This window comes from Kitasatospora sp. NPDC127060, from assembly GCF_042724935.1.
GTDB lineage: Bacteria > Actinomycetota > Actinomycetes > Streptomycetales > Streptomycetaceae > Kitasatospora.
Genome location: NZ_JBHXEG010000001.1, coordinates 312,579 through 330,725 on the forward strand (window position 1 = coordinate 312,579; position 18,147 = coordinate 330,725).

Consider the following 18,147-nt stretch of genomic DNA (forward strand, 5'->3'; position numbering starts at 1 on the left):
GGCGTGCCGGGGCGTATCGGGTGCGTTCGGGGCACATCGGTCGGTTGAAGCCGTTCCTGCGGCGGTGGCGCTGGGTCGGCTCAGCGCCGACACGGACCGGTGCGCGGCCCACGTCTTCGGGTGGCCCTCGCCGAAGCGTTCGTGCCGGGCGGCGGCGTTGGCCGTGCGGACCTCGATGGCCCAGGGAAGGCGGTCTCGCGGACGGCGGCCTGCTCCGCCGACTCGCCGGGTTCGACCCGCCCGGCCGGGAACTGCCAGGAGAGCCCACCCACGGCGGCCCGTCGGCGGACCATCAGCACCCGGCCGTCCTGGACGACGATCGCCACGGCGATGCCGGGGAGGCGCCGGTCGGCGCTCGGCTGGGTCACGCCGCTGTGCTCCACTGGTGTTCGTCCGGTGCCGGGCGTCGTCCGCGCCCGCGTGCCCGGCCGTCGGGGCACCGGTCGCCGCGTGTCGCAGGGGCGGTGGGTAGATTTTGGATCATGAGAACATCAACGGGGGACGGTAGACCGCTGCGCGCGGCGCTCGACCACTTGGGAACGGAACATCCGGCGGCGGAGCGCACCCGCCGACTCCTCGCCGCAGGGCTGCTCGTCGTCGCGGTCCTGCTCTTCGGCTGGCTGCTGGTCCTCGGAGCTGTCACCCGGGGACAGGCCGAAGTCCGGAACTGGTCCACGGCCTGGGTCGGCATGGACGTCCTCCAGGTCGCCGGGCTGCTCGCCACCGGCCGACTGCTCGTCCGGCGCTCCCGCCTGACCGCCCTGGCCGCCGCCGCGTCCGCCACCCTGCTCCTGCTCGACGCCTGGTTCGACGTGATGACCGCCGACGGCGGCGGCGCCTGGTACACCGCCCTGGCGATGGCCCTCCTCGTCGAACTCCCGGCCGCCCTCGGCCTCGGGGCCCTCGCCAGGTCGGCCCTGGACTGGTGAGTCGCTACTGCCCGTCGGGCCCGTAGAGCGCGGCGGGCGCGCCGGTGGCCAGCGCCCAGTAGCGGTCGCCGTACGACCAGTGCCCCGGCGCTCTCCTCCGGGCTGGCGTCGGCCCTGGTGCCGAGGCCCAGCTCACGGCCGTCGGCGTCGACGAGGGTGAGGTCGACGGCGGCCCCGGCTCAATGAGGGCTCCTTGATGGGTCGATAACATGCCCATTCCACCGTCATTGGAGATCCACATGCCCGTCGTCATCGCCACGCTCAGGACCAAGCCCGGCCGACGCGACGAAGTCCTCGCCGCCTTCGAGCAGCACGCCCCGGCCATCCACGCCGAACCCGGCTGCGAGCTCTACGCCGTGAACGCCGGCCCCGACCGCATCACCGTCGTCGAGAAGTGGGCCGACCAGGCCGCCCTGGACGCCCACAGCGCCGGCGCCCCGCTCGCCGCCCTCGGCCCCGTCCTCGCCGCCGCCCTCGCCGAGCCCGCCGACGTCGCCGTCCTCGACGCCTTCCCGGCCGGCGACCCGGCCAAGGGCCTCATCTGACTTGTGTGCGTTGCCGCTGCACGGGAAGTCGGCCCGGCCGACTTCCCGTGCAAGGGCGGTTACCAGTTGAAGAAGTCGGGCAGCTCGTCGGCGGGCGGCAGCGGGGCGTCCGCCGGGAGGGGGCGGATCTGGACGAAGGCGTGCTCGAACTGGGAGTACGAGAAGGGGTCCATTCCAGGGGCCACCACCAGGGCGTTGTCCCCCCGGCGCCAGATGCGGTACCGCCACACGTAGCTTGAGTGCGGTCGCCGCTCATGGGTGGTGTCGTGGTCGGGCGGGCCCAGTAGGGTGGTGAACTGAGCTGCTACTGCGTCGAGTTGGGCCTCGAAGGTGCCGGCCGGCGGATCGACGGTGCTCTGCCAGCCGGGGAGGGTGCCCCAGAAGTCCTCGGTCATCGCGCCATCGGGGTGCAGGTAGTACTCGTACGCGAACGGCACGAAGAGGCATTCGTCGCCGTAGGCGAAGTGACCTGCGGGCGTGTAGGCCTTCTCATTGAGGTCGCCCAGGTAGTCGCCGGTCGAGCGCCAGCCGGCGTCGGTCATCGCCTGTCGGCCGGCGTCGCCGTCCGTCCAGTCGAGTTCCGTCATCCCGGCGATCTGCGCGGCCAGTTCGGGGGAGACGGGGCAGCTCGCGACGATCCAGGGATCGTCCTCGTCCTCCTCGTCGATGTCGATGTCGATATCGCTGTCGAGGGGTTCGTCGGACACTTCGGTGGGCTCCCGTTCTGGCGCGCGGATCGAACATTCACCTTAGAGGGCGTTCGATCTCGCGGGTTCCCGGGCAGGGCTTCGTAGTCGCGGACCAGGCGGGGGTGGCGCGGTGGGTTCACCCGGCCGGCGGCGGCCGGAAGTCGACGGGCACGTCGAAGGCCGCCCGGCGGGTGGTGCGGCGCAGGGCGCGCAGCACCGGGGTGCCGAGGGTGAGGCACAGCACGACGGTGAGGGCGGCCCGGGGGAGGTCCCAACCCAGGGACGTGGTCAGGCAGTAGGCGGCGAACCGGACCAGGTTGGCGGGCAGCGGGTCGCCGGGGACGAAGGAGATGGAGCCGGCCAGCCCGCCGATGTACGGCCAGCCCTGGAGGTTCATGATCGTGCCGTACAGGACGGAGGAAACGGCGCCGTACCCCGCCAGCAGCAGCAGTTCACGGCGTCCGCGCAAGGTGGCCGACCCCGGCAGCAGCCCCGCGCCGAGGCAGACCCAGCCCATGGCGAGCATCTGGAACGGCAGCCACGGCCCGACCCCGCCGGTAAGCAGCGCGGACGCGAACATCGACAGCGAGCCGAGGACGAAACCGAAGCCGGGGCCCAGCACCCGCCCGGACAGCACCATCAGGAAGAACATCGGCTCCAAGCCCGCCGTGCCCGCGCCCAGCGGACGGAGCGCCGCACCGGCGGCCGCCAGCACCCCCAGCAGGGCCACGGACTTGGCGTCCAGTCCGGGTGCGCCGCCGCCCGCCGTACGGCCCTCGGAGATCTGGGCGATGACCACTGCCAGCAGCAGTGGCAGCAGCAGCGCGAACAGCCAGGGCGCGTCGGCTGAGTGGCCGACCAGGGCCGACCCGGTGGAGGCGAGCAGCGGCCAGCCGAAGGCCGTCACGCCGACGAACGACACCAGCAGCAGGGCCGTGACGGATCGACGGCCGAGCGGAACGGGGCGGTTGCTCATGCGCCCATCGCCTCCGCGACCTGCCGGACGGTGAGCCACGGCCCCGGCGCCAGCACCTTGGCGACCTGCGGGGCGAAGGCCGGGGAGGAGACCACCACCTCCGCCGTCGGGCCGTCCGCGACGATCTCCCCCTCGGCCAGGATCAGGGTGCGGTGGGCGAGTTCGGCGGCCAGCTCGACGTCATGGGTGGCCAGCAGGACGGCGTGCCCCTCGGTCGCCAGCGTGCGCAGGATCTCGACCAGCCGGGCCTTGGCGGCGTAGTCCAGGCCGCGGGTCGGCTCGTCCAGGAGCAGCAGCGGGGGCCGGGCGGTGAGGACGACGGCGAGGGCGAGGGTGAGCCGCTGGCCCTCGGAGAGGTCGCGGGGGTGGGCGGTGTCGGCGATGCCGGGCAGCAGTCGTTCGACCAGGGCGCGGCAGGTGCCGGCGGCGGCGCCCGCGTCCGCGTCGGCCGCGGCGCACTCGGCGGTGACACTCTCGCCGTACAGCAGGTCGCGCGGGTCCTGGGGGACGAGGCCGACGTGGCGGATCAGTTCGGCCGGGCGGGTGCGGTGCGGGGTGCGGCCGGCGACGGTGACGGTGCCGGAGGTGGGGGCGTGCAGGCCGACCAGGCTGCCGAGCAGGGTGGACTTGCCGGCGCCGTTGCGGCCCATCAGGGCGGCGATCTCGCCGGGGCGCAGCGCGAGGTCGACCCCGCGCAGGGCGTGGACGGGGCCGCGCCGGACGGCGAGGCGGTCGCCGGTGGCGATCGGCGCGCCGTCGGGGGCGGCGACGGCGGCCGGCGCCCGCCCGTCCAACTCGGTGCGCAGCGGTGCGGCCTTGCGCCGGGCGTCGCGGACGGACAGCGGCAACGGCCGCCAGCCCGCGAGCCGGCCGAGTCCGACCACCGGCGGGTGCACCGGGGAGTGGGCCATCACCTCGGCCGGTTCGCCGAGCACCGGCTCCCCGCCCGGGGTGAGCAGCAGCACCTGGTCGGCGTACTGGACGACCCGCTCCAGCCGGTGCTCGGCCATCAGCACGGTGGTGCCCAGGTCGTGCACCAGCCGCTGCAGTACGGCCAGTACCTCCTCGGCCGCGCCCGGGTCGAGGGCCGAGGTGGGCTCGTCCAGGACCAGGACGCGCGGGTGCACGGTGAGCACCGAGCCGATGGCGACGCGCTGCTGCTGGCCGCCGGAGAGCGAACCGAGGGCGCGGTCGCGCAGGTCGGCGAGGCCGAGCAGGTCGAGGGTCTCCTCGACCCGGCGCCGCATGACGTCGCCCGGCAGGCCCAGGGACTCCATGCCGTAGGCGAGTTCGTCCTCGACGGTGTCGGTGACGAAGTGCGCCAGCGGGTCCTGGCCCACCGTGCCGACCAGGTCGGCGAGTTCGCGCGGCCGGTGTTCGCGGGTGTCCCGGCCGCCGACGGTGACCCGGCCGTGCAGCACGCCGCCGGTGAAGTGCGGCACCAGCCCGCTGACCGTGCCCAGCAGGGTGGACTTGCCGGAGCCCGACGGGCCCACCAGCAGGCAGAGCTCACCCTCGGGGACGGTGAGGTCGACCCCGTTCAGTACGGGTTCGGCGGAGTCCGCGTACCGGACGGAGACCTGCTCGAAGGTGATCACGAGGCCCTCCGGGGCGGGGTCGGGGCGGCGAACGCCGGTACCAGGCCGAGGAGTACGGCCAGGACGGCGGCCAGCGGCAGCGCGGGGACGGTCGGCGGGACGACGGTGGGGGCGAAGGCGGCCGGATCCCGCGCGGCGAGGTAGGTGACGAGGGCGGCCACGGCGGCTCCGGAGCCGGCGGTCAGCCACTCGGGAACTGCCCAAGGGTCGGGCCGGTAGCGGGATCTGATGGATCGTCGGTTGCCGAGCAGCAGTCCGGCGAAGGCGGCGGCCAGGCCGAGCGGCAGCACCGGAAGCGCCCAGCCGGTGCCCCCGGCGGTCAGCAGTCCGTACGCGGCCAGGCAGACTCCGAGCAGTCCGGCCAGGGTGAGCGCGGCGGTGGCCCGGGCCAGCCGGCGCGGGACGTCGGCGGTGCGGCCGAATCCGCGGGTGTCCATCGCCGCCGCCAGTGCGATCGACCGCTCCAACGCGCCCTCCAGGACGGGGAGTCCGACGCTCAGCACGGCCGCGACGCCCTTGTCGGTACGGCCCCGCAGCCGCCGGGCGGCGCGCAGCCGGCGGACGTCGGCGACCAGGTTCGGCGCGAAGGTCATCGCCACCACCACGGCCACGCCCGCCTCGTAGAGCGCGCCCGGCAGGGCCCGCAGCAGCCGGGCCGGGCTGGCCAGCGAGTTGGCGGCACCGACGCAGACCAGCAGGGTGGCCAGCCGCAGGCCGTCGTACAGCGCCGCGAGCAGCCCTTCGAGCGTCACCCGCCCACCGATCCGAACCCCCTGCGCCCAGACGGGCAGCGGGACTTCGGGCAGGGTGAACAGCACATGGGTGCCGGGGACCGGCGAGCCCAGCAGCACCGCGAAGACCAGCCGGACGCCGAGCACCAGCAGGCCGAGGCGCAGGAACGCCCCGTACGAACGCGACCAGGGCGCATCGCCGCGGCGCGCCGCGACCACGTACCCGGCGGTCGCGGCGAGCAGCAGCAGGATCACCGGATTGGTGGTGCGGGTCGCCGCCGCGCCCAGCCCGAGCGCCCACAGCCACCAGGCGCCGGGGTGCAGTTGGCGCGGGCCGACGGGTGGGCGGGTGCTACGGGCGGGGCTGTTCACGGATCTGTCCTGGGAACGGGTTAGGAGTGACGGCGGCGGCGCGCCTGCCAGACGGCGCCACCGGCGAGGACGACGACCAGCGCGCCGCCGGCGACCAGGCCGATGTCCGGTCCACCGTCGGACGAGCCCTTCGGGCCCTTCGCGTCCGGCCGGGCGGCGGCGGGTGCGCCGATCTGGTCGCCGCAACCCGCCTCGGGGTAGCCGGCGATGGCGCACAGCAGGCCGTTGGAGTCGTAGCGCAGCGGCGGGGCGACGGCGGCCAGCGCCTCGGCCGAGGTGGCGCGCGGGGCGAGCGTGGCGCAGGTGGTCCGCTGCCCGGGAGGCTGCGCGGCGGATGCCCCGGCGTCCTCGGCCGTCCCGAAGTCCAGCACCACGGCGACCCGCTTGCGGCCGTCCTGGGCGGGCGTGGCGGCGCAGATCTCGTCGAACCGGGCCGCCGCACGCGGCTTGGCGGCGTCCTGCCCGCCGTCCGGGCTGACGGCGAACCGCCACCCGTCCACCGAGCCGTCCGGCGGCACGGCGACCGCCGGCCCCTGCTGCTGGTACGCCCACGCCCCGCCGCCGCCCCCGCGCCAGAACGACCAGTACCGGTACCCGGCCGCCTCGGCGGGCGCCGCGGCGGCCAGCGGCACCAGCACCCCGAGCAGCGGCAGCAGCACGGCGGCCACCGCGCGCCGCGCAGGGCGGCGGGTCACGCCACCGGGGTCCAGGCCCTGTCCGGGACGTAGGGCGTGGGGGAGGCGCCCCATCAGAGGTTGGGGTTGCGCTTGCGCTGGAGGCTGAGGAGCAGGCCGCCGCCGATGCCGATGAGGGCGCCGACGATGATCAGCCAGACCTTGCCGAAGCCCCCGTCCTTCTTCTTCGCCGGGACGGCGTCCGTGGTGGCGGCGCTGGCCTTGGGGGCCGGGCCGAGCGCGGTGAGCTGCTCGGTGAGGGCGGTGTCGCTGCGGTGGGCGGCCTGGGTGACCAGGAGGAGGGTGGCGGTGGCGGCCGCGTCGGTGCCGTTCTTGGTCCAGGTGGAGCCCTGGGCGTCCAGCCAGTCGACGGCGCCGGTGGCCTGGTCGGGGTGGCCGCTCTGGGTGAGGGCGAGGGCGGCCCAGGCGGTGGCGGTGTAGTCGGGCTTGGGGTCGGCGCCCGGGGTGGTGAGGGTGAGGTGGCCGTCGCCGGTTTCGAGCTGGGTGGCGAGGTAGGCGCCGACGGCCTCGCCGGCCTCGGCGTGCGGGATGGTGGCGGGCGCGGAGCCGTCGGCGCAGGCGAGCGGCGCGGCGGTGGCGTCGGCGCGCACCGAGCCGACGACCGGCAGGTGTCCGCCGGCGGCGGCGAGGGCGGCCTGGGCGCTGGCCAGGGTGTTGGGGGTGAGGGTGCCGGCGGCCGGCTCGGGCTGGTAGGCGAAGGCGCCGCGCTGGTCGGCGGGGGCGGTGCAGCCGAGCTGGAAGCGGGCGAGGCCGTCGAAGGCGTTCTTGCCGGCCGTGCCGCCGTTGCCGGGCCTGGCGACGCCGGCCGGGTCGGTGCGGGCGGCGAACAGGGCGTTGACGACGAGTCCGGTGGAGTTGGCGTCGCCGGGGTTGCCGGGGTTGTAGGGCCAGCTGCCGTCGGCGTTCTGGTTGGCCTTGAGCCACTGGACGCCCTTGTCGACGGCGGGCTGGTGCCCGCCGAGGGCGACCAGGGCCTGGACGGCGACGGCGGTGGCGTTGCTGTCCTCGGACTTGGGGTCGCAGGCGGCGCCGGCGGCCCGGTAGGAGGGCCAGCCGCCGTCCTCGCACTGCTGCCCGGTGAGCCAGCCGACGGCGGAGTCGGCAGGGGTGATCTTGGCCGCCGTCAGCGCGGTGAGCGCGAGGGACTGCCGCCAGACGCCGTCGTACGTCGGGTCGCTCTTGCCGTACAGGCCGTCCGGGGTGGCGGGCGGGGCGGTGTCGGCGAGGGCCGGTCCGGCGGCGAGGCCGGCCAGCAGCGCGGCGGACAGGGTGGCGGCACCCAGGCGGGCGGCGGTCGGCATGGTGCGGGTGTGCCTTTCGGTGAGCGGTGGGGGCCCGGGCGGGCCGTCCGTAGTCCTCGACGGGTGCCGGACGCGCGGGGCGTCCGGCTCGCCGCTCGTCCCTCCCCGGGTGCTCCGGCTCGCCCGGCGCGCGGGGGCGCGGCCGGGTTCACGGTTGCGGGTCAGCGCCGGATTCGCACCGGCTTTCCCCGGGGGAGGAGCGGGATGGAGTTGTGCGACCCGTCGACTCTAACCGCCGGGTCGCGGCGGGCGGGTCGGCGGGAGCGGGCCGGAGCAGGAACAGGTTCCAGTAATCGGCCCGTCGGCCGGGCCCCGCCGGGCCGGATCGGGGGTGGGACCGGGGCGGGGCCGGGGCGGGATCGGCTTCGGGTCCGGAGGGCTCAGGGCAGGGTGAGCAGCCGGGCGGCGGTGTGCAGGTCGGCCCGGACCTCGGCGATCGAGGCGCGCCCGGAGAGCCAGGCGACCAGCGCCGAGTGCCAGGTGTGCTCGATCACCCGGACGGCCGCGCGCTGGCTGTCGCTGGGTGGGCCGGACTGCCCGATCGCGTCCAGGATGAGCTGTCCGGTGGCGGCGCTGACCTGGTCCACCTCGGTGCCGACCGAGCGGTCCGCGAAGCTGAGCGCCCGGACCATCGCCTCGGCCAGCAGCGGCTCGCGCTGCAGCGCGTGGAAGGCCCGGGTGAGGGCGTCGGCGACCCGCAGGGCCGGCTCCGGGTCGGTCGGCGGGTGCCGCCTGATGTGCTCCTGGAGCCCCTGGAGCTGCTCCAGCATGACCGCGACCAGCAGGTGGACCTTGGACGGGAAGTACCGGTACAGCGTCCCGAGGGCGACCTGCGCGCTCTCCGCGACCTCCCGCATCTGCACCGCCTCGTACCCGCCCCGGGCGGCCAGCGCGGTGGCGGCGCGCAGGATGCGCCGGCGCCGCTCGGCCTGGCGCGCGGACAGCGTCGGCTCGCCCGGGGCGGGGGAGGCGGAGCTCACGGACGTGGTCGGCGACGGCAAGGGTGCTCCCGGGGGCGCGTGGGTGGCGGCGTGCTCCAGAAAGGTCGACCCGAAGCTTCCGGCGGTCGGTCGCGGTCGGTCGGGCCCGGCGTGGCGGGAATCACCAGCCCTGGCTCCTGAGCGAAAGCTACGGGCCGGTATCTTCGAGGTCTCTCATTGTTCACACGGTCGATGACGAGTTCCACAGCCACTGAAACCTGATCTACTTTAGCGACCGGCACCACCGTTGGCGCCGCTCGCACCGATAGCAGCCAGAGATGAGGGCCGAGGATGACCGCGCAGCCGCTGCGGATTGCCCTGCTGTCATACCGCGGGGACCCGTTCTGCGGCGGTCAGGGCGTGTACGTCCGGCACCTCTCCCGCGAGCTGGCCCGGCTCGGCCACCACGTGGACGTGATCGGGGCCCAGCCCTACCCCGTGCTGGACGAGGTCGAGGGCCCCGGCTCGGTCCGCCTGGTGGAGCTGCCCAGCCTGGACCTCTACCGCGCCGACGACCCGTTCCGCACGCCCGCCCGCGGCGAGTTCCGCGGGCCGGTGGACGTGCTGGAGTTCGCCACCATGCGCACCGGCGGCTTCCCCGAGCCGCTCACCTTCTCGCTGCGCGCCCGCCAGTACCTGGCCCGGCACAAGGGCCGCTACGACGTGGTGCACGACAACCAGACCCTCGGCTACGGACTGCTCGGCCTGGCCCGGCACGGCTTCCCGCTGGTCACCACGATCCACCACCCGATCACCGTGGACCGGCAGTTGGAGCTGGACGCGGCCACCACCCGGGGCAAGCGGCTCTCGCTGCGCCGCTGGTACGCCTTCACCCGGATGCAGCGCCGGGTCGCGGCCCGGCTGGACCACGTGATCACCGTCTCCGGCACCTCGCAGCGCGAGATCGCGGAGCACCTGGGCGCCGCCCCGGCCGCGATCTCGGTGGTGCCGATCGGCGCCGACACCCGGCTCTGGTCGCCCTCCGAGGAGATCGGGCGGGTCCCCGGCCGGATCGTCACCACCTCCAGCGCGGACGTGCCGCTCAAGGGCCTGGTGTTCCTGGTCGAGGCGCTGGCCAAGGTCCGCACCGAGCGGGACGCCCACCTGGTGGTGGTCGGCAAGCCGCAGAAGGAGGACGGGCCGGTGGCCGAGGCGGTGCGCCGCTTCGGACTGGCGGAGCACATCGAGTTCCGCACCGGCCTGAGCGACCGGGAGCTGGTCGACCTCTACCGCTCGGCCGAGGTGGCCTGCGTCCCGTCGCTGTACGAGGGCTTCTCGCTGCCCGCCGCCGAGGCGATGGCCACCGGCACCCCACTGGTCGCGACCACCGGAGGGGCGATCCCCGAGGTGGCCGGGCCGGACGGCGAGACCTGCCTGGCCGTGCCGCCGGGGGAGGCGGACGCGCTGGCCGCCGCGCTCGGCCGGCTGCTGGACGACCCGGAGTTGCGCGCGGCCCTCGGCGCGGCCGGCCGGGAGCGGGTGCTGGCCCGGTTCACCTGGGCGCGGGCCGCCGAGCTGACCGCCGAGGCGTACCGCGCGGCGATCGCCACCGGCGCCGGCGCCCGGGCCCGCTCCGGGCCGGGCTGGCGGTACGTGCCCTGAGCCCGGCGGTGCGTCCGCCGAGCCGGCGGTACGTGCTCCGAGCCCGGCGGTGCGTATCCCGAGCCCGGCGGTGCGTCCGCCGAACTCGGCGGTACGCGTTCCGAGTTCAGCGGTACGTCCCCGAACTCGGCGGTACGCGCCCCGAGCCCGGCGCCGAGGCGCCGGACCGGCGGAGCGTTGACCTGACGAAATGGTCTGACGAAGCGTCAGGACCGCTTGGTAGCAATAGGAATGGGAGCCCTGCAGTGCTGACCGTCGATTTCTCGCGCTTCCCGCTCGCCCCCGGCGACCGGGTGCTCGACCTGGGCTGCGGCGGGGGCCGGCACGCGTTCGAGTGCTACCGCCGCGGCGCCAATGTGATCGCCCTCGACCAGAACGCCGAGGAGATCGCCGAGGTCAAGAAGTGGTTCGCCGCGATGGAGCTGGCCGGCGAGGCCCCCGAGGGCGCGTCGGCGGTCGCGATGGAGGGCAACGCGCTGGCGCTGCCGTTCGAGGACGACTACTTCGACAAGATCATCATCTCCGAGGTGATGGAGCACATACCCGATGACAAGGGCGTGCTCAACGAGATGTTCCGGGTCCTCAAGCCGGGCGGCCTGCTCGCCGTGACCGTGCCGCGCTGGCTGCCGGAGAAGATCTGCTGGGCACTGTCCGACGAGTACCACGAGGTCGAGGGCGGCCACATCCGGATCTACCGGGGCGACGAGCTGGTCGGCAAGCTCAAGGACGCCGGCCTGGAGCCGTACGGCACCCACCACGCGCACGCGCTGCACTCGCCGTACTGGTGGATCAAGTGCGCCGTCGGCGTCGACAACGACAAGGCGCTGCCGGTCAAGGCCTACCACCAGCTGCTGGTCTGGGACATCGTCGGCACCCCGGTGATCAGCTCGATCACCAAGGCCGCCGAGAAGGCGCTCAACCCGCTCATCGGCAAGAGCTTCGTGGCGTACGCCGCCAAGCCGCACCGCGCCGAGTCCGGTCGGGCGGGCGCATGACCGCCGCCGTCCCCGAGGTGCTGCTGCTCGACGGGGTGCTGGACGCCGAGCAGGCGGCCGACACCGTCCGCAGCATCCTGGCCGAGCAGCGCCCCGACGGCGCCATCCCCTGGTTCGCCGGACACCACCTCGACCCGTGGGACCACACCGAGGCCGCGATGGCCCTCGACACCGCCGGCGAGCACGCCGCCGCCGAGGCCGCCTACCGCTGGCTGGCCGCCCGGCAGAACCCGGACGGCTCCTGGTACGCCGGGTACACCGACGGCGAGGTCACCGACCGCGCCAAGGAGAGCAACTTCTGCGCCTACATCGCGGTCGGGGTCTGGCACCACCACCTCAGCACCGGCGACGACGCCTTCCTGGAGTGGATCTGGCCGGTGGTCCGGCGGGCGCTGGACTTCATCGTCGGCCTGCGGCTGCCCGGCGGCCCGATCGCCTGGCGGGTCGACGAGGACGGCGCCGCCACCGACGAGGCGCTGCTCACCGGCTCGTCCAGCATCCTGCACGCGCTGCGCTGCGGGCTGGCCGTCGCCGACTACCTGGAGGAGCCGCAGCCCGACTGGGAGCTCGCGGCCGGTCGGCTGCGGCACGCCGTCGCCCACCACCCCGAGCGGTTCCTCGACAAGGGCCGCTACTCGATGGACTGGTACTACCCGGTGCTCGGCACCGGCCTGCGCGGCGACGCGGCGGTGCAGCGGATCGAGCGGGACTGGGAGCGCTTCGTCGTCCCCGGCCTCGGCGTGCGCTGCGTCAGCGACCGCCCGTGGGTGACCGGCGGCGAGAGCGCCGAACTGGCCCTCGCGCTCTGGGCGATCGGCCAGTCCGACCGTGCGGTGGAGATCCTGCGCTGGATCCAGCGGCACCTGAGGCACGAGGACGGCTCGTACTGGACCGGGTACGTCTTCGAGGACGACGCGATCTGGCCCGAGGAGCGCACCACCTGGACGGCCGGGGCGCTGCTGCTCGCGGTCGCCGCGCTCGGCGGGGACCCGGCGACCGTCGCGGTATTCGGCGGGGAGCAGCTGCCCGCCGGACTGGTGGTCCAGGACTGCTGCTGAGCGGGTCCGCGGAGGGGCCTGCGGAGGCATGACGAAGGGGCGGGACCGGATCACCGGTCCCGCCCCTTCGTCATGTGCGGCAGGCGTCAGCCGCGCTGGATGCCCGCGGTGTCGGCCAGCACGCCCTGGGTGCCGTCCGGCAGCTGGGCGACCAGGGCCGCGCCGCGCTGCTCGACGGCCAGGTACCAGGTGCCCGGCACGACCTCGCCGACCGGGGCGCCGACCGGGTTGTCCTTCGGCGCCAGCTGGCGCGGGGACGGGACGGCGAACCAGAACGGCTGGAAGTCCGCCGCCGGCGCGGCCGGCTGCTGGACGGCCGGGGTCGGCTGCGGGGCCGGGACACCGGCGTCCTGCGGCTGCACCGGCTGGCCGGGCTGCGGCTGGCCGGCGGCCGGGTAGCCGTAGCCACCGGCCGGCTGGGCGCCGAAGGCCGGGTCGTGGGCCTGGCCCGGGTAGCCGTACTGGCCGGGGCCGGGCTGACCGGGCTGACCGGGCATCGGGTAGCCGCCCTGGTAGGGCACGGCCGCCGGGCGGTCGCTGACCAGCGGGGCCTTCAGCGCCGGCACCAGCGGGGCGGCCGCGGCCGCGCCCGCCAGCACGATCAGCGAGATCAGGCCGAGCCAGGCGCCGAAGCCGTGGCTGATGCTGCCGGCGGACGGGCCGCCGCCCAGCGACCAGAGCGAGGTCCACAGCGCCGCCACGGCGAACGCGATGCCCCACTGGTCCAGCCGCAGGCCGAGCACCTGGCGGTTGGCGGCGGCCGGGCCCTGGAAGCGCTGCACCAGGATCAGTGCGGCGGCGGCGATGCCCAGCAGGTAGATCGAGGGCAGGATGGGGAACAGCTCGGTGCTCCACGCGTTCTGCGAGGTGTTCCCGCAGTACCGGCCGCTGCAGTCGACGGTCCAGTAGGGCAGGAAGGAGGCGATGAAAAGCAGGACGGCCCCGCCTGCGACGGCGGCGTCTCCCCTGGTGAGAGCGCGCAGATTCACTTACGTTCCCCTCGTTGACGTGTCGTGGACGGTGCTTCGTGCGGTCGGGCCGACCGGCCGAAACTCCCGAACGGACCAGAAGCCTAGGCCCAACCGTCCCGCCGGTGCACGGCGGGCTCGGCAATGGGTCGAAGTCGTTGCAAACCGTGCGACCGAGGTGGGGTGTCGTCCACCGGGCTCGTACGCCCCAACTCCCTTGCCCAGCCCACTCAGTGAGTGGTCAGGAAGGCCGCCAGCGCATCGGCGATCCCCTGGGCGGCCTGCTGGCGCCACTGAGGGTCCGTCATCCGTCGGGCGTCCGCGGAGTTGCGCATGTTACCGCACTCGATGAACACCTTGGGAACCGCGGAGAGGTTGAGGCCGCCCAGGTCGGAGCGGGTGTCCAGGCCGTCGTTCGCGATGTAGTCGGCGTACGGTTCGCCGGTCGCGGCGTGGAAGCGGTCGCGCAGCAGCAGGCCCAGCCGGTGCGAGGGTTCGACGATCGCCGAGTTGTCCGCCTTACCGGCCACCACCTTGGCGGGCATGATCACGTGGAAGCCGCTGCCGCTCGCCGGGCCGCCGTCGCCGTGCACCGAGACCGCCACGTCGGCGTGCGCGTCCGCGCCCGCCCGGGCGCGCTCGTCGACGCACGGGCCCCAGGGGCGGTCGCCGTCCTGGACCAGCACCACCTTGGCGCCCCGGGCGGTCAGCAGGGCCCGGGCCCGGCGGCTGACGTCCAGGGTGTAGTCGGCCTCGGTGTAGCCCGCGTCGGTCTCGGTGCCGGTGGTGTCGCACTCCTTGTGGCCGTTGCCGACGTCCACCTGGCGGTTGATCTCGGTGGGGTGGGCGAAGTTGCCGGGGTTGTGGCCGGGGTCGATCACGACGGTGCGGCCGGTGAGGTCGGCGGCCGGGCTCTGCGGGGTGCCGCCGGTGGGGGTACTGCCGGTGGGGGTACTGCCGGTGGGGGCGCCGCTGGTCGGCGGGGCCTCCGGGACGGCCGGGGCCTGGGTGGTGGGCCGGGTCGGCTGGGCGGGCTCCGCGGTGGTGGACCGGGCCGCGGTGGACTGGGCGGCGGGCGAGGCGGAGGTCGCGGCGCCCACCGGGCCGGAGTCGTCCAGGGCGTGCCACCCCAACCAGCCCGCCGTGCAGAGCGGAACGGCCACGGCCACCGCGGTGGCGGCGCGCAGCAGGGCGGAACGGCGGGGGGTGCGGGAGGTCGGGCCGGTCACGGGTGGTTCAGATCCTGTCCGAGGTGGGCGAGGTGAGACCGTACGTCGTGGCGATCGGCTTCCACTTGGTGAGGAAGTCGTTCTTCGCCTGGGTGGCCTGCGGGTTGAGCTCGTCCGCGTGCTTCTTGTCCGCGGTGGAGGGCGCGGTGCCGGAGCAGCCCTGGGTGGCGACCGCGCGGCCCCAGCTCGCGTACGCCCGGTCGATGTCGGCGGACAGCTGCCAGGCGGACTTGAGCGAGTTCACCGCGTCCGCGCCGCCCGGCAGGTCGGTGACGCTCAGCTTGGCGAGCTTGGCCAGCAGGCCGTCGCGCTGCTTGGCACCGCTGTCGAAGACCTGCACCGCGCTGTCGATGTCGGCCTTCGCGGGGCAACTGGACACCTTGGCGACCGCGTTGCCGATCTGCGTCCTGGCGTTCCCGCCCTCGGTCAGCAGCGCGTCCAGGGCCTGCGCCTGGGCCTTGGCGTTGGGGCCGGCGGTGGTCGCGCTCGGGGAGGGCGAGTCGGAGGGCGTGGCGGCGCCGCTCGGCGCGGCGTCCGTACCGGTGGGCGCCGGGGCGGGCTGCGGATTGCCGGAGCCGGTCGCGGTGGCGGCCGAAGGGGCGGGCGCGGCCTGGTCGTTCTTGCCGCCGCCCTGGGTCGCGTACAGCAGGCCGCCACCGACCGCGAGCACCAGCAGCACCGCGAAGCCGATCAGCAGCGGGGCCTTGCGGTTGGCCGGGCGGTCCTCGTCGTCCGCGCGCCCGCCGGGGTGGGCGGTCGGGTAGTCCGGCTGGGCCGGCTGGGCCGGGTACGGGGGCGGGGGCGGGGGGTAGCCGTAGCCGCCCCGCGGGTGCGGGGCCTGCGGGTCGCCCTGCGGGTACGGGCCGGCCTGGGGCGGCGGCGGGTAGACGTACCCCGGGCCGGGGAGCGGCCCGCCCTGGGGGCCCCGCTCCTGCGGGGTCGCGTGGGAGGGGAACGGCGCGGCCGTCGGCGGCGCGCCCGGCGGCGGGGTGATCCGGGGGAGGGCCGTGGTCGGCGCCCCGGGGCCCGCGGCCGGTTCGGGCTCCGGCGCCGACATGTCCGGCGGCGGGCCGAAGCCCGGGGCGGTGGACAGGTACGGGCGGCCGCCCAGCGGCGGGCCCTGGTCGCCGACCGCGCCCGCGGTGGGGGGTGCGGGGGGCGTGGCGGGGGCGGACTCGGCGTCCGGGCGCTGCGGATTGCGCACCCAGCCGCCGGCGCCGCCGCGCGCGGTCGGGTCCCAGACCGCCGGAGCGGTGTTGTGCTGGTCCGTCATGTGCCGCTAGCCCCCACCGTCCGCCGATGCCCTGTGCTCCGCCTGGTGCCGTGCGTGGTTCCGCGCACTGCCTGGAGCCGCGCGGACACCGTACCGTTCGGGCTCCGCCCGACGGTCCCGGCACGACGTTAGAGCATCCGGGCCGGGCCGTGGGGGCGATCCCGCGGCTGCCCGGTCCGTCGGGTGGCGGTCCTTCCCTACGCGGCGGTCCGGCGCAGGACCCGCAGCGAGCCGGTCACCGAGACCTCCTCGAAGCCCTCGGCCAGCGCCCGCAGGTACACCCGGTACGGGGCCTGGCCGCCGTCCGCCGGATCCGGGAACACGTCGTGCACCACCAGCAGGCCCTCCGGCGCCAGGTGCGGCGCCCAGCCCTCGTAGTCACCGGTGGCGTGCTCGTCGGTGTGCCCGCCGTCGATGAAGACCAGGGCCAGCGGCCGGCCCCACAGCGCGGCGATCTGCGGCGAGCGGCCGACCAGCGCCACCACGTGCTCCTCCAGCCCGGCCGCGTACAGGGTGCGGCGGAACCGGGGCAGGGTGTCCATCCGCCCGACCTCGGGGTCCACCAGGGTCGGGTCGTGGTACTCCCAGCCCGGCTGCTGCTCCTCCGAGCCGCGGTGGTGGTCCACCGTCAGCGCCACCGTTCCGGCCTCCCGCGCCGCGGCGGCCAGCAGCACCGCCGAGCGGCCGCAGTAGGTGCCGATCTCCAGCACCGGCAGCCCGGTGCGCCGGGCCGCCGCCACCGCCGCCGCGTACAGCGCGAGGCCCTCGTCCACCGGCATGAACCCGGTGGCCGCCTCGAACGCCGCCAGTACCTCCGGCGCCGGTCGGGCGCCCTCCAGCAGGTCGGACATGCGGTGCTCCTCAGGCTCGGACGACGGACGGGACGTGCTCGGGACCCTACTCGACGGTAGCGCCGCACCAGCCGCCCCCTCCCGCTCCGCCCGGCCGGCACCGCCCGCACGGCACCGCCCGCACGGCCGTTCTGGAACGCGTTCTAGTCGGCCGCCGAGGGCCGTGCCAGAATCGGCCCGACCCATGACCCGAGGCACACCGGGAGCAGCCCCATGCGCGCAGCCGTCCTGCACAAGACCGGCCAGGACTCCCTCGACGTCCGCGCGGACGTCACGGCGGTCGGCTTCGGACCGGGCACCGTACGGGTCCGGATGCGCGCCGCCAGCCTGTGCCACTCGGACCTCTCCGCGATGAGTGGCGTGCTGCCGCAGCCCGCACCGTTCGTCCCCGGGCACGAGGGCGCCGGCGACGTCGTCGAGGTCGGCGAGGGCGTGACCGGCGTCCAGTCCGGGGACCGCGTGGTGCTCTGCTGGATGGCCCCCTGCGGCCGCTGCGCCCACTGCGAGCAGGGCCGCGGCCACCTGTGCGTCGCCAGCCTGCGACGGCTCGGCGCGCCCGGCTTCCGGCTGGCCGACGACGGCACCGAGGCCTCCGGCTTCTACGGCACCGGCGCGTTCGCCGAGGAGGTGGTGGTCACCGCCGACGCCGTGATCAAGGTGCCGGCCGACCTGCCGTACGAGGTCGCCGCACTCATCGGCTGCGGCGTCACCACCGGCATCGGCGCCGCCGTCAACACCGCCCGGGTCGAGCCCGGTTCCTCGGTCGCGGTGATCGGTGCGGGCGGGGTCGGCGTGGCCGCCGTCCAGGGCGCCCGGGTCTGCGGCGCCGCCCGGATCACCGTCGTCGACCCGGTCGCCTCGCGCCGCGAACGGGCGCTCGCCTTCGGCGCCACCGAGGCGCTCGCCCCCGAGGAACTCAAGCCCTTCGCCAAGGGGCTGCCCGGCGGCGGCTTCGACTACGTCTTCGAAGCGGTCGGCCGGGCGGCCACCGTCCGGGTCGGCTACGACGCGGTCCGGCGCGGCGGCGCGGTCGTCGTCATCGGCGCCGGCGCCCAGGACGACCTCGCCCAATTCACCATGGGGGAACTGTTCTTCAACGAGAAGCGGCTGCTGCCCTCGCTGTACGGCGGGGCGCCGGTGGCGCGCACCATCGGCCTCGTCGTCGACCTGTGGCGGGCCGGGCGGATCGACCTCGACGGCATGATCACCCACCGGGTCGGGCTCGCCGACGTGAACCGGGCCATCGAGCAGATGCGCAGCGGCGAGGCGCTGCGGACGGTGGTCTCGCTGGACCGGTCGGACCGGTAACGTGCGAGGGCCCGCCGGGTGTGTGCCCCGGCGGGCCCTCGCGATGT

General features: G+C 75.3%; 17 protein-coding genes, 2 pseudogenes and 1 riboswitch. Of the genes and pseudogenes, 6 read left to right on the forward strand and 13 right to left on the reverse strand.

Features of this window, described 5'->3' with window-relative positions:
* Positions 1–191: 191 nt before the first annotated feature.
* Positions 192–368, reverse strand: a pseudogene (locus tag ACFWIS_RS01370) (NUDIX hydrolase); the annotation flags it as partial.
* 114 nt (positions 369–482) lie between these two features.
* Between ACFWIS_RS01370 and ACFWIS_RS01375 the strand changes: the two are divergent.
* Positions 483–929 (forward strand): hypothetical protein, encoded by a 447-nt coding sequence (locus ACFWIS_RS01375; protein ID WP_380523444.1) that lies wholly within the window; start codon positions 483–485, stop codon positions 927–929.
* Positions 930–933: 4 nt separating this feature from the next.
* On the opposite strand, the pseudogene ACFWIS_RS01380 reads toward ACFWIS_RS01375, so the two are convergent.
* Positions 934–1,108 (reverse strand): annotated as a pseudogene (locus tag ACFWIS_RS01380) (dipeptidase); the annotation flags it as partial.
* A gap of 60 nt (positions 1,109–1,168) precedes the next feature.
* On the opposite strand from ACFWIS_RS01380, the gene ACFWIS_RS01385 reads away from it, so the two are divergent.
* Complete coding sequence (locus ACFWIS_RS01385) at positions 1,169–1,474, forward strand: putative quinol monooxygenase (RefSeq protein WP_380455299.1); 306 nt, start codon at positions 1,169–1,171, stop codon at positions 1,472–1,474.
* Between the two features lie 59 nt (positions 1,475–1,533).
* Here the strand turns inward: ACFWIS_RS01385 and ACFWIS_RS01390 are convergent, their stop codons facing one another.
* The 7 genes from ACFWIS_RS01390 to ACFWIS_RS01420 form a co-directional block, all read right to left on the reverse strand.
* Positions 1,534–2,181, reverse strand: a complete 648-nt coding sequence (locus ACFWIS_RS01390; protein ID WP_380455297.1) for a hypothetical protein — start codon at positions 2,179–2,181, stop codon at positions 1,534–1,536.
* Positions 2,182–2,299: 118 nt separating this feature from the next.
* A complete protein-coding gene (locus ACFWIS_RS01395; protein WP_380455295.1) occupies positions 2,300–3,139 on the reverse strand; it encodes an ECF transporter S component in 840 nt (279 codons plus the stop codon).
* Complete coding sequence (locus tag ACFWIS_RS01400; RefSeq protein WP_380455293.1) at positions 3,136–4,737, reverse strand: ABC transporter ATP-binding protein; 1,602 nt, start codon at positions 4,735–4,737, stop codon at positions 3,136–3,138. The genes ACFWIS_RS01395 and ACFWIS_RS01400 overlap by 4 nt, the downstream gene beginning before the upstream one ends.
* On the reverse strand, positions 4,734–5,840 hold the full coding sequence (locus ACFWIS_RS01405; protein WP_380455292.1) for an energy-coupling factor transporter transmembrane protein EcfT: 1,107 nt from the start codon (positions 5,838–5,840) through the stop codon (positions 4,734–4,736). Before ACFWIS_RS01405 ends, ACFWIS_RS01400 begins: the two co-directional genes overlap by 4 nt.
* Before the next feature lie 20 nt (positions 5,841–5,860).
* Complete coding sequence (locus ACFWIS_RS01410) at positions 5,861–6,535, reverse strand: SCO2322 family protein (protein ID WP_380455291.1); 675 nt, start codon at positions 6,533–6,535, stop codon at positions 5,861–5,863.
* 53 nt (positions 6,536–6,588) lie between these two features.
* Entirely contained in the window at positions 6,589–7,836 is a 1,248-nt protein-coding gene (locus ACFWIS_RS01415; RefSeq protein ID WP_380455289.1) for a prenyltransferase/squalene oxidase repeat-containing protein, read from the reverse strand.
* 107 nt (positions 7,837–7,943) lie between these two features.
* Positions 7,944–8,025, reverse strand: a riboswitch (cobalamin riboswitch).
* Between the two features lie 191 nt (positions 8,026–8,216).
* Positions 8,217–8,816, reverse strand: coding sequence for a TetR family transcriptional regulator (locus tag ACFWIS_RS01420; RefSeq protein WP_380455287.1), 600 nt, complete (start codon positions 8,814–8,816; stop codon positions 8,217–8,219).
* A 291-nt stretch (positions 8,817–9,107) separates the two neighbouring features.
* On the opposite strand from ACFWIS_RS01420, the gene ACFWIS_RS01425 reads away from it, so the two are divergent.
* The 3 genes from ACFWIS_RS01425 to ACFWIS_RS01435 all read left to right on the forward strand — a co-directional run bounded on the left by ACFWIS_RS01425 (position 9,108) and on the right by ACFWIS_RS01435 (position 12,471).
* Positions 9,108–10,418 carry a glycosyltransferase family 4 protein gene (locus ACFWIS_RS01425; RefSeq protein ID WP_380455285.1) on the forward strand — a complete coding sequence of 437 codons (1,311 nt, stop codon included), beginning with the start codon at positions 9,108–9,110 and terminating at the stop codon, positions 10,416–10,418.
* A gap of 245 nt (positions 10,419–10,663) precedes the next feature.
* Positions 10,664–11,413, forward strand: coding sequence for a class I SAM-dependent methyltransferase (locus tag ACFWIS_RS01430; protein ID WP_380455283.1), 750 nt, complete (start codon positions 10,664–10,666; stop codon positions 11,411–11,413).
* Positions 11,410–12,471, forward strand: a complete 1,062-nt coding sequence (locus tag ACFWIS_RS01435) for a prenyltransferase (RefSeq protein ID WP_380455281.1) — start codon at positions 11,410–11,412, stop codon at positions 12,469–12,471. Before ACFWIS_RS01430 ends, ACFWIS_RS01435 begins: the two co-directional genes overlap by 4 nt.
* A gap of 86 nt (positions 12,472–12,557) precedes the next feature.
* On the opposite strand, the gene ACFWIS_RS01440 is transcribed toward ACFWIS_RS01435, so the two are convergent.
* The 4 genes from ACFWIS_RS01440 to ACFWIS_RS01455 all read right to left on the reverse strand — a co-directional run bounded on the left by ACFWIS_RS01440 (position 12,558) and on the right by ACFWIS_RS01455 (position 16,792).
* A complete protein-coding gene (locus ACFWIS_RS01440; RefSeq protein WP_380455279.1) occupies positions 12,558–13,460 on the reverse strand; it encodes a hypothetical protein in 903 nt (300 codons plus the stop codon).
* A gap of 209 nt (positions 13,461–13,669) precedes the next feature.
* On the reverse strand, positions 13,670–14,668 hold the full coding sequence (locus tag ACFWIS_RS01445) for an N-acetylmuramoyl-L-alanine amidase (protein ID WP_380455277.1): 999 nt from the start codon (positions 14,666–14,668) through the stop codon (positions 13,670–13,672).
* A gap of 7 nt (positions 14,669–14,675) precedes the next feature.
* Complete coding sequence (locus ACFWIS_RS01450) at positions 14,676–15,941, reverse strand: hypothetical protein (RefSeq protein WP_380455275.1); 1,266 nt, start codon at positions 15,939–15,941, stop codon at positions 14,676–14,678.
* A 197-nt stretch (positions 15,942–16,138) separates the two neighbouring features.
* On the reverse strand, positions 16,139–16,792 hold the full coding sequence (locus ACFWIS_RS01455) for a class I SAM-dependent methyltransferase (protein WP_380455273.1): 654 nt from the start codon (positions 16,790–16,792) through the stop codon (positions 16,139–16,141).
* Positions 16,793–17,005: 213 nt separating this feature from the next.
* Here ACFWIS_RS01455 and ACFWIS_RS01460 point away from each other — a divergent pair, with 213 nt between their 5' ends.
* Positions 17,006–18,100 (forward strand): alcohol dehydrogenase catalytic domain-containing protein, encoded by a 1,095-nt coding sequence (locus tag ACFWIS_RS01460; RefSeq protein ID WP_380455271.1) that lies wholly within the window; start codon positions 17,006–17,008, stop codon positions 18,098–18,100.
* The last annotated feature ends 47 nt before the right edge of the window (positions 18,101–18,147 follow it).

What these genes read in the sequence shown, in the direction of transcription:
- ACFWIS_RS01450 (WP_380455275.1), bottom strand. Translation starts at nt 15,941, where the DNA reads ATGACGGACCAGCACAACACCGCTCCGGCGGTCTGGGACCCGACCGCG.
- ACFWIS_RS01460 (WP_380455271.1), top strand. Translation starts at nt 17,006, where the DNA reads ATGCGCGCAGCCGTCCTGCACAAGACCGGCCAGGACTCCCTCGACGTC.
- ACFWIS_RS01455 (WP_380455273.1), bottom strand. Translation starts at nt 16,792, where the DNA reads ATGTCCGACCTGCTGGAGGGCGCCCGACCGGCGCCGGAGGTACTGGCG.
- ACFWIS_RS01385 (WP_380455299.1), top strand. Translation starts at nt 1,169, where the DNA reads ATGCCCGTCGTCATCGCCACGCTCAGGACCAAGCCCGGCCGACGCGAC.
- ACFWIS_RS01375 (WP_380523444.1), top strand. Translation starts at nt 483, where the DNA reads ATGAGAACATCAACGGGGGACGGTAGACCGCTGCGCGCGGCGCTCGAC.
- ACFWIS_RS01435 (WP_380455281.1), top strand. Translation starts at nt 11,410, where the DNA reads ATGACCGCCGCCGTCCCCGAGGTGCTGCTGCTCGACGGGGTGCTGGAC.
- ACFWIS_RS01395 (WP_380455295.1), bottom strand. Translation starts at nt 3,139, where the DNA reads ATGAGCAACCGCCCCGTTCCGCTCGGCCGTCGATCCGTCACGGCCCTG.
- ACFWIS_RS01425 (WP_380455285.1), top strand. Translation starts at nt 9,108, where the DNA reads ATGACCGCGCAGCCGCTGCGGATTGCCCTGCTGTCATACCGCGGGGAC.
- ACFWIS_RS01415 (WP_380455289.1), bottom strand. Translation starts at nt 7,836, where the DNA reads ATGCCGACCGCCGCCCGCCTGGGTGCCGCCACCCTGTCCGCCGCGCTG.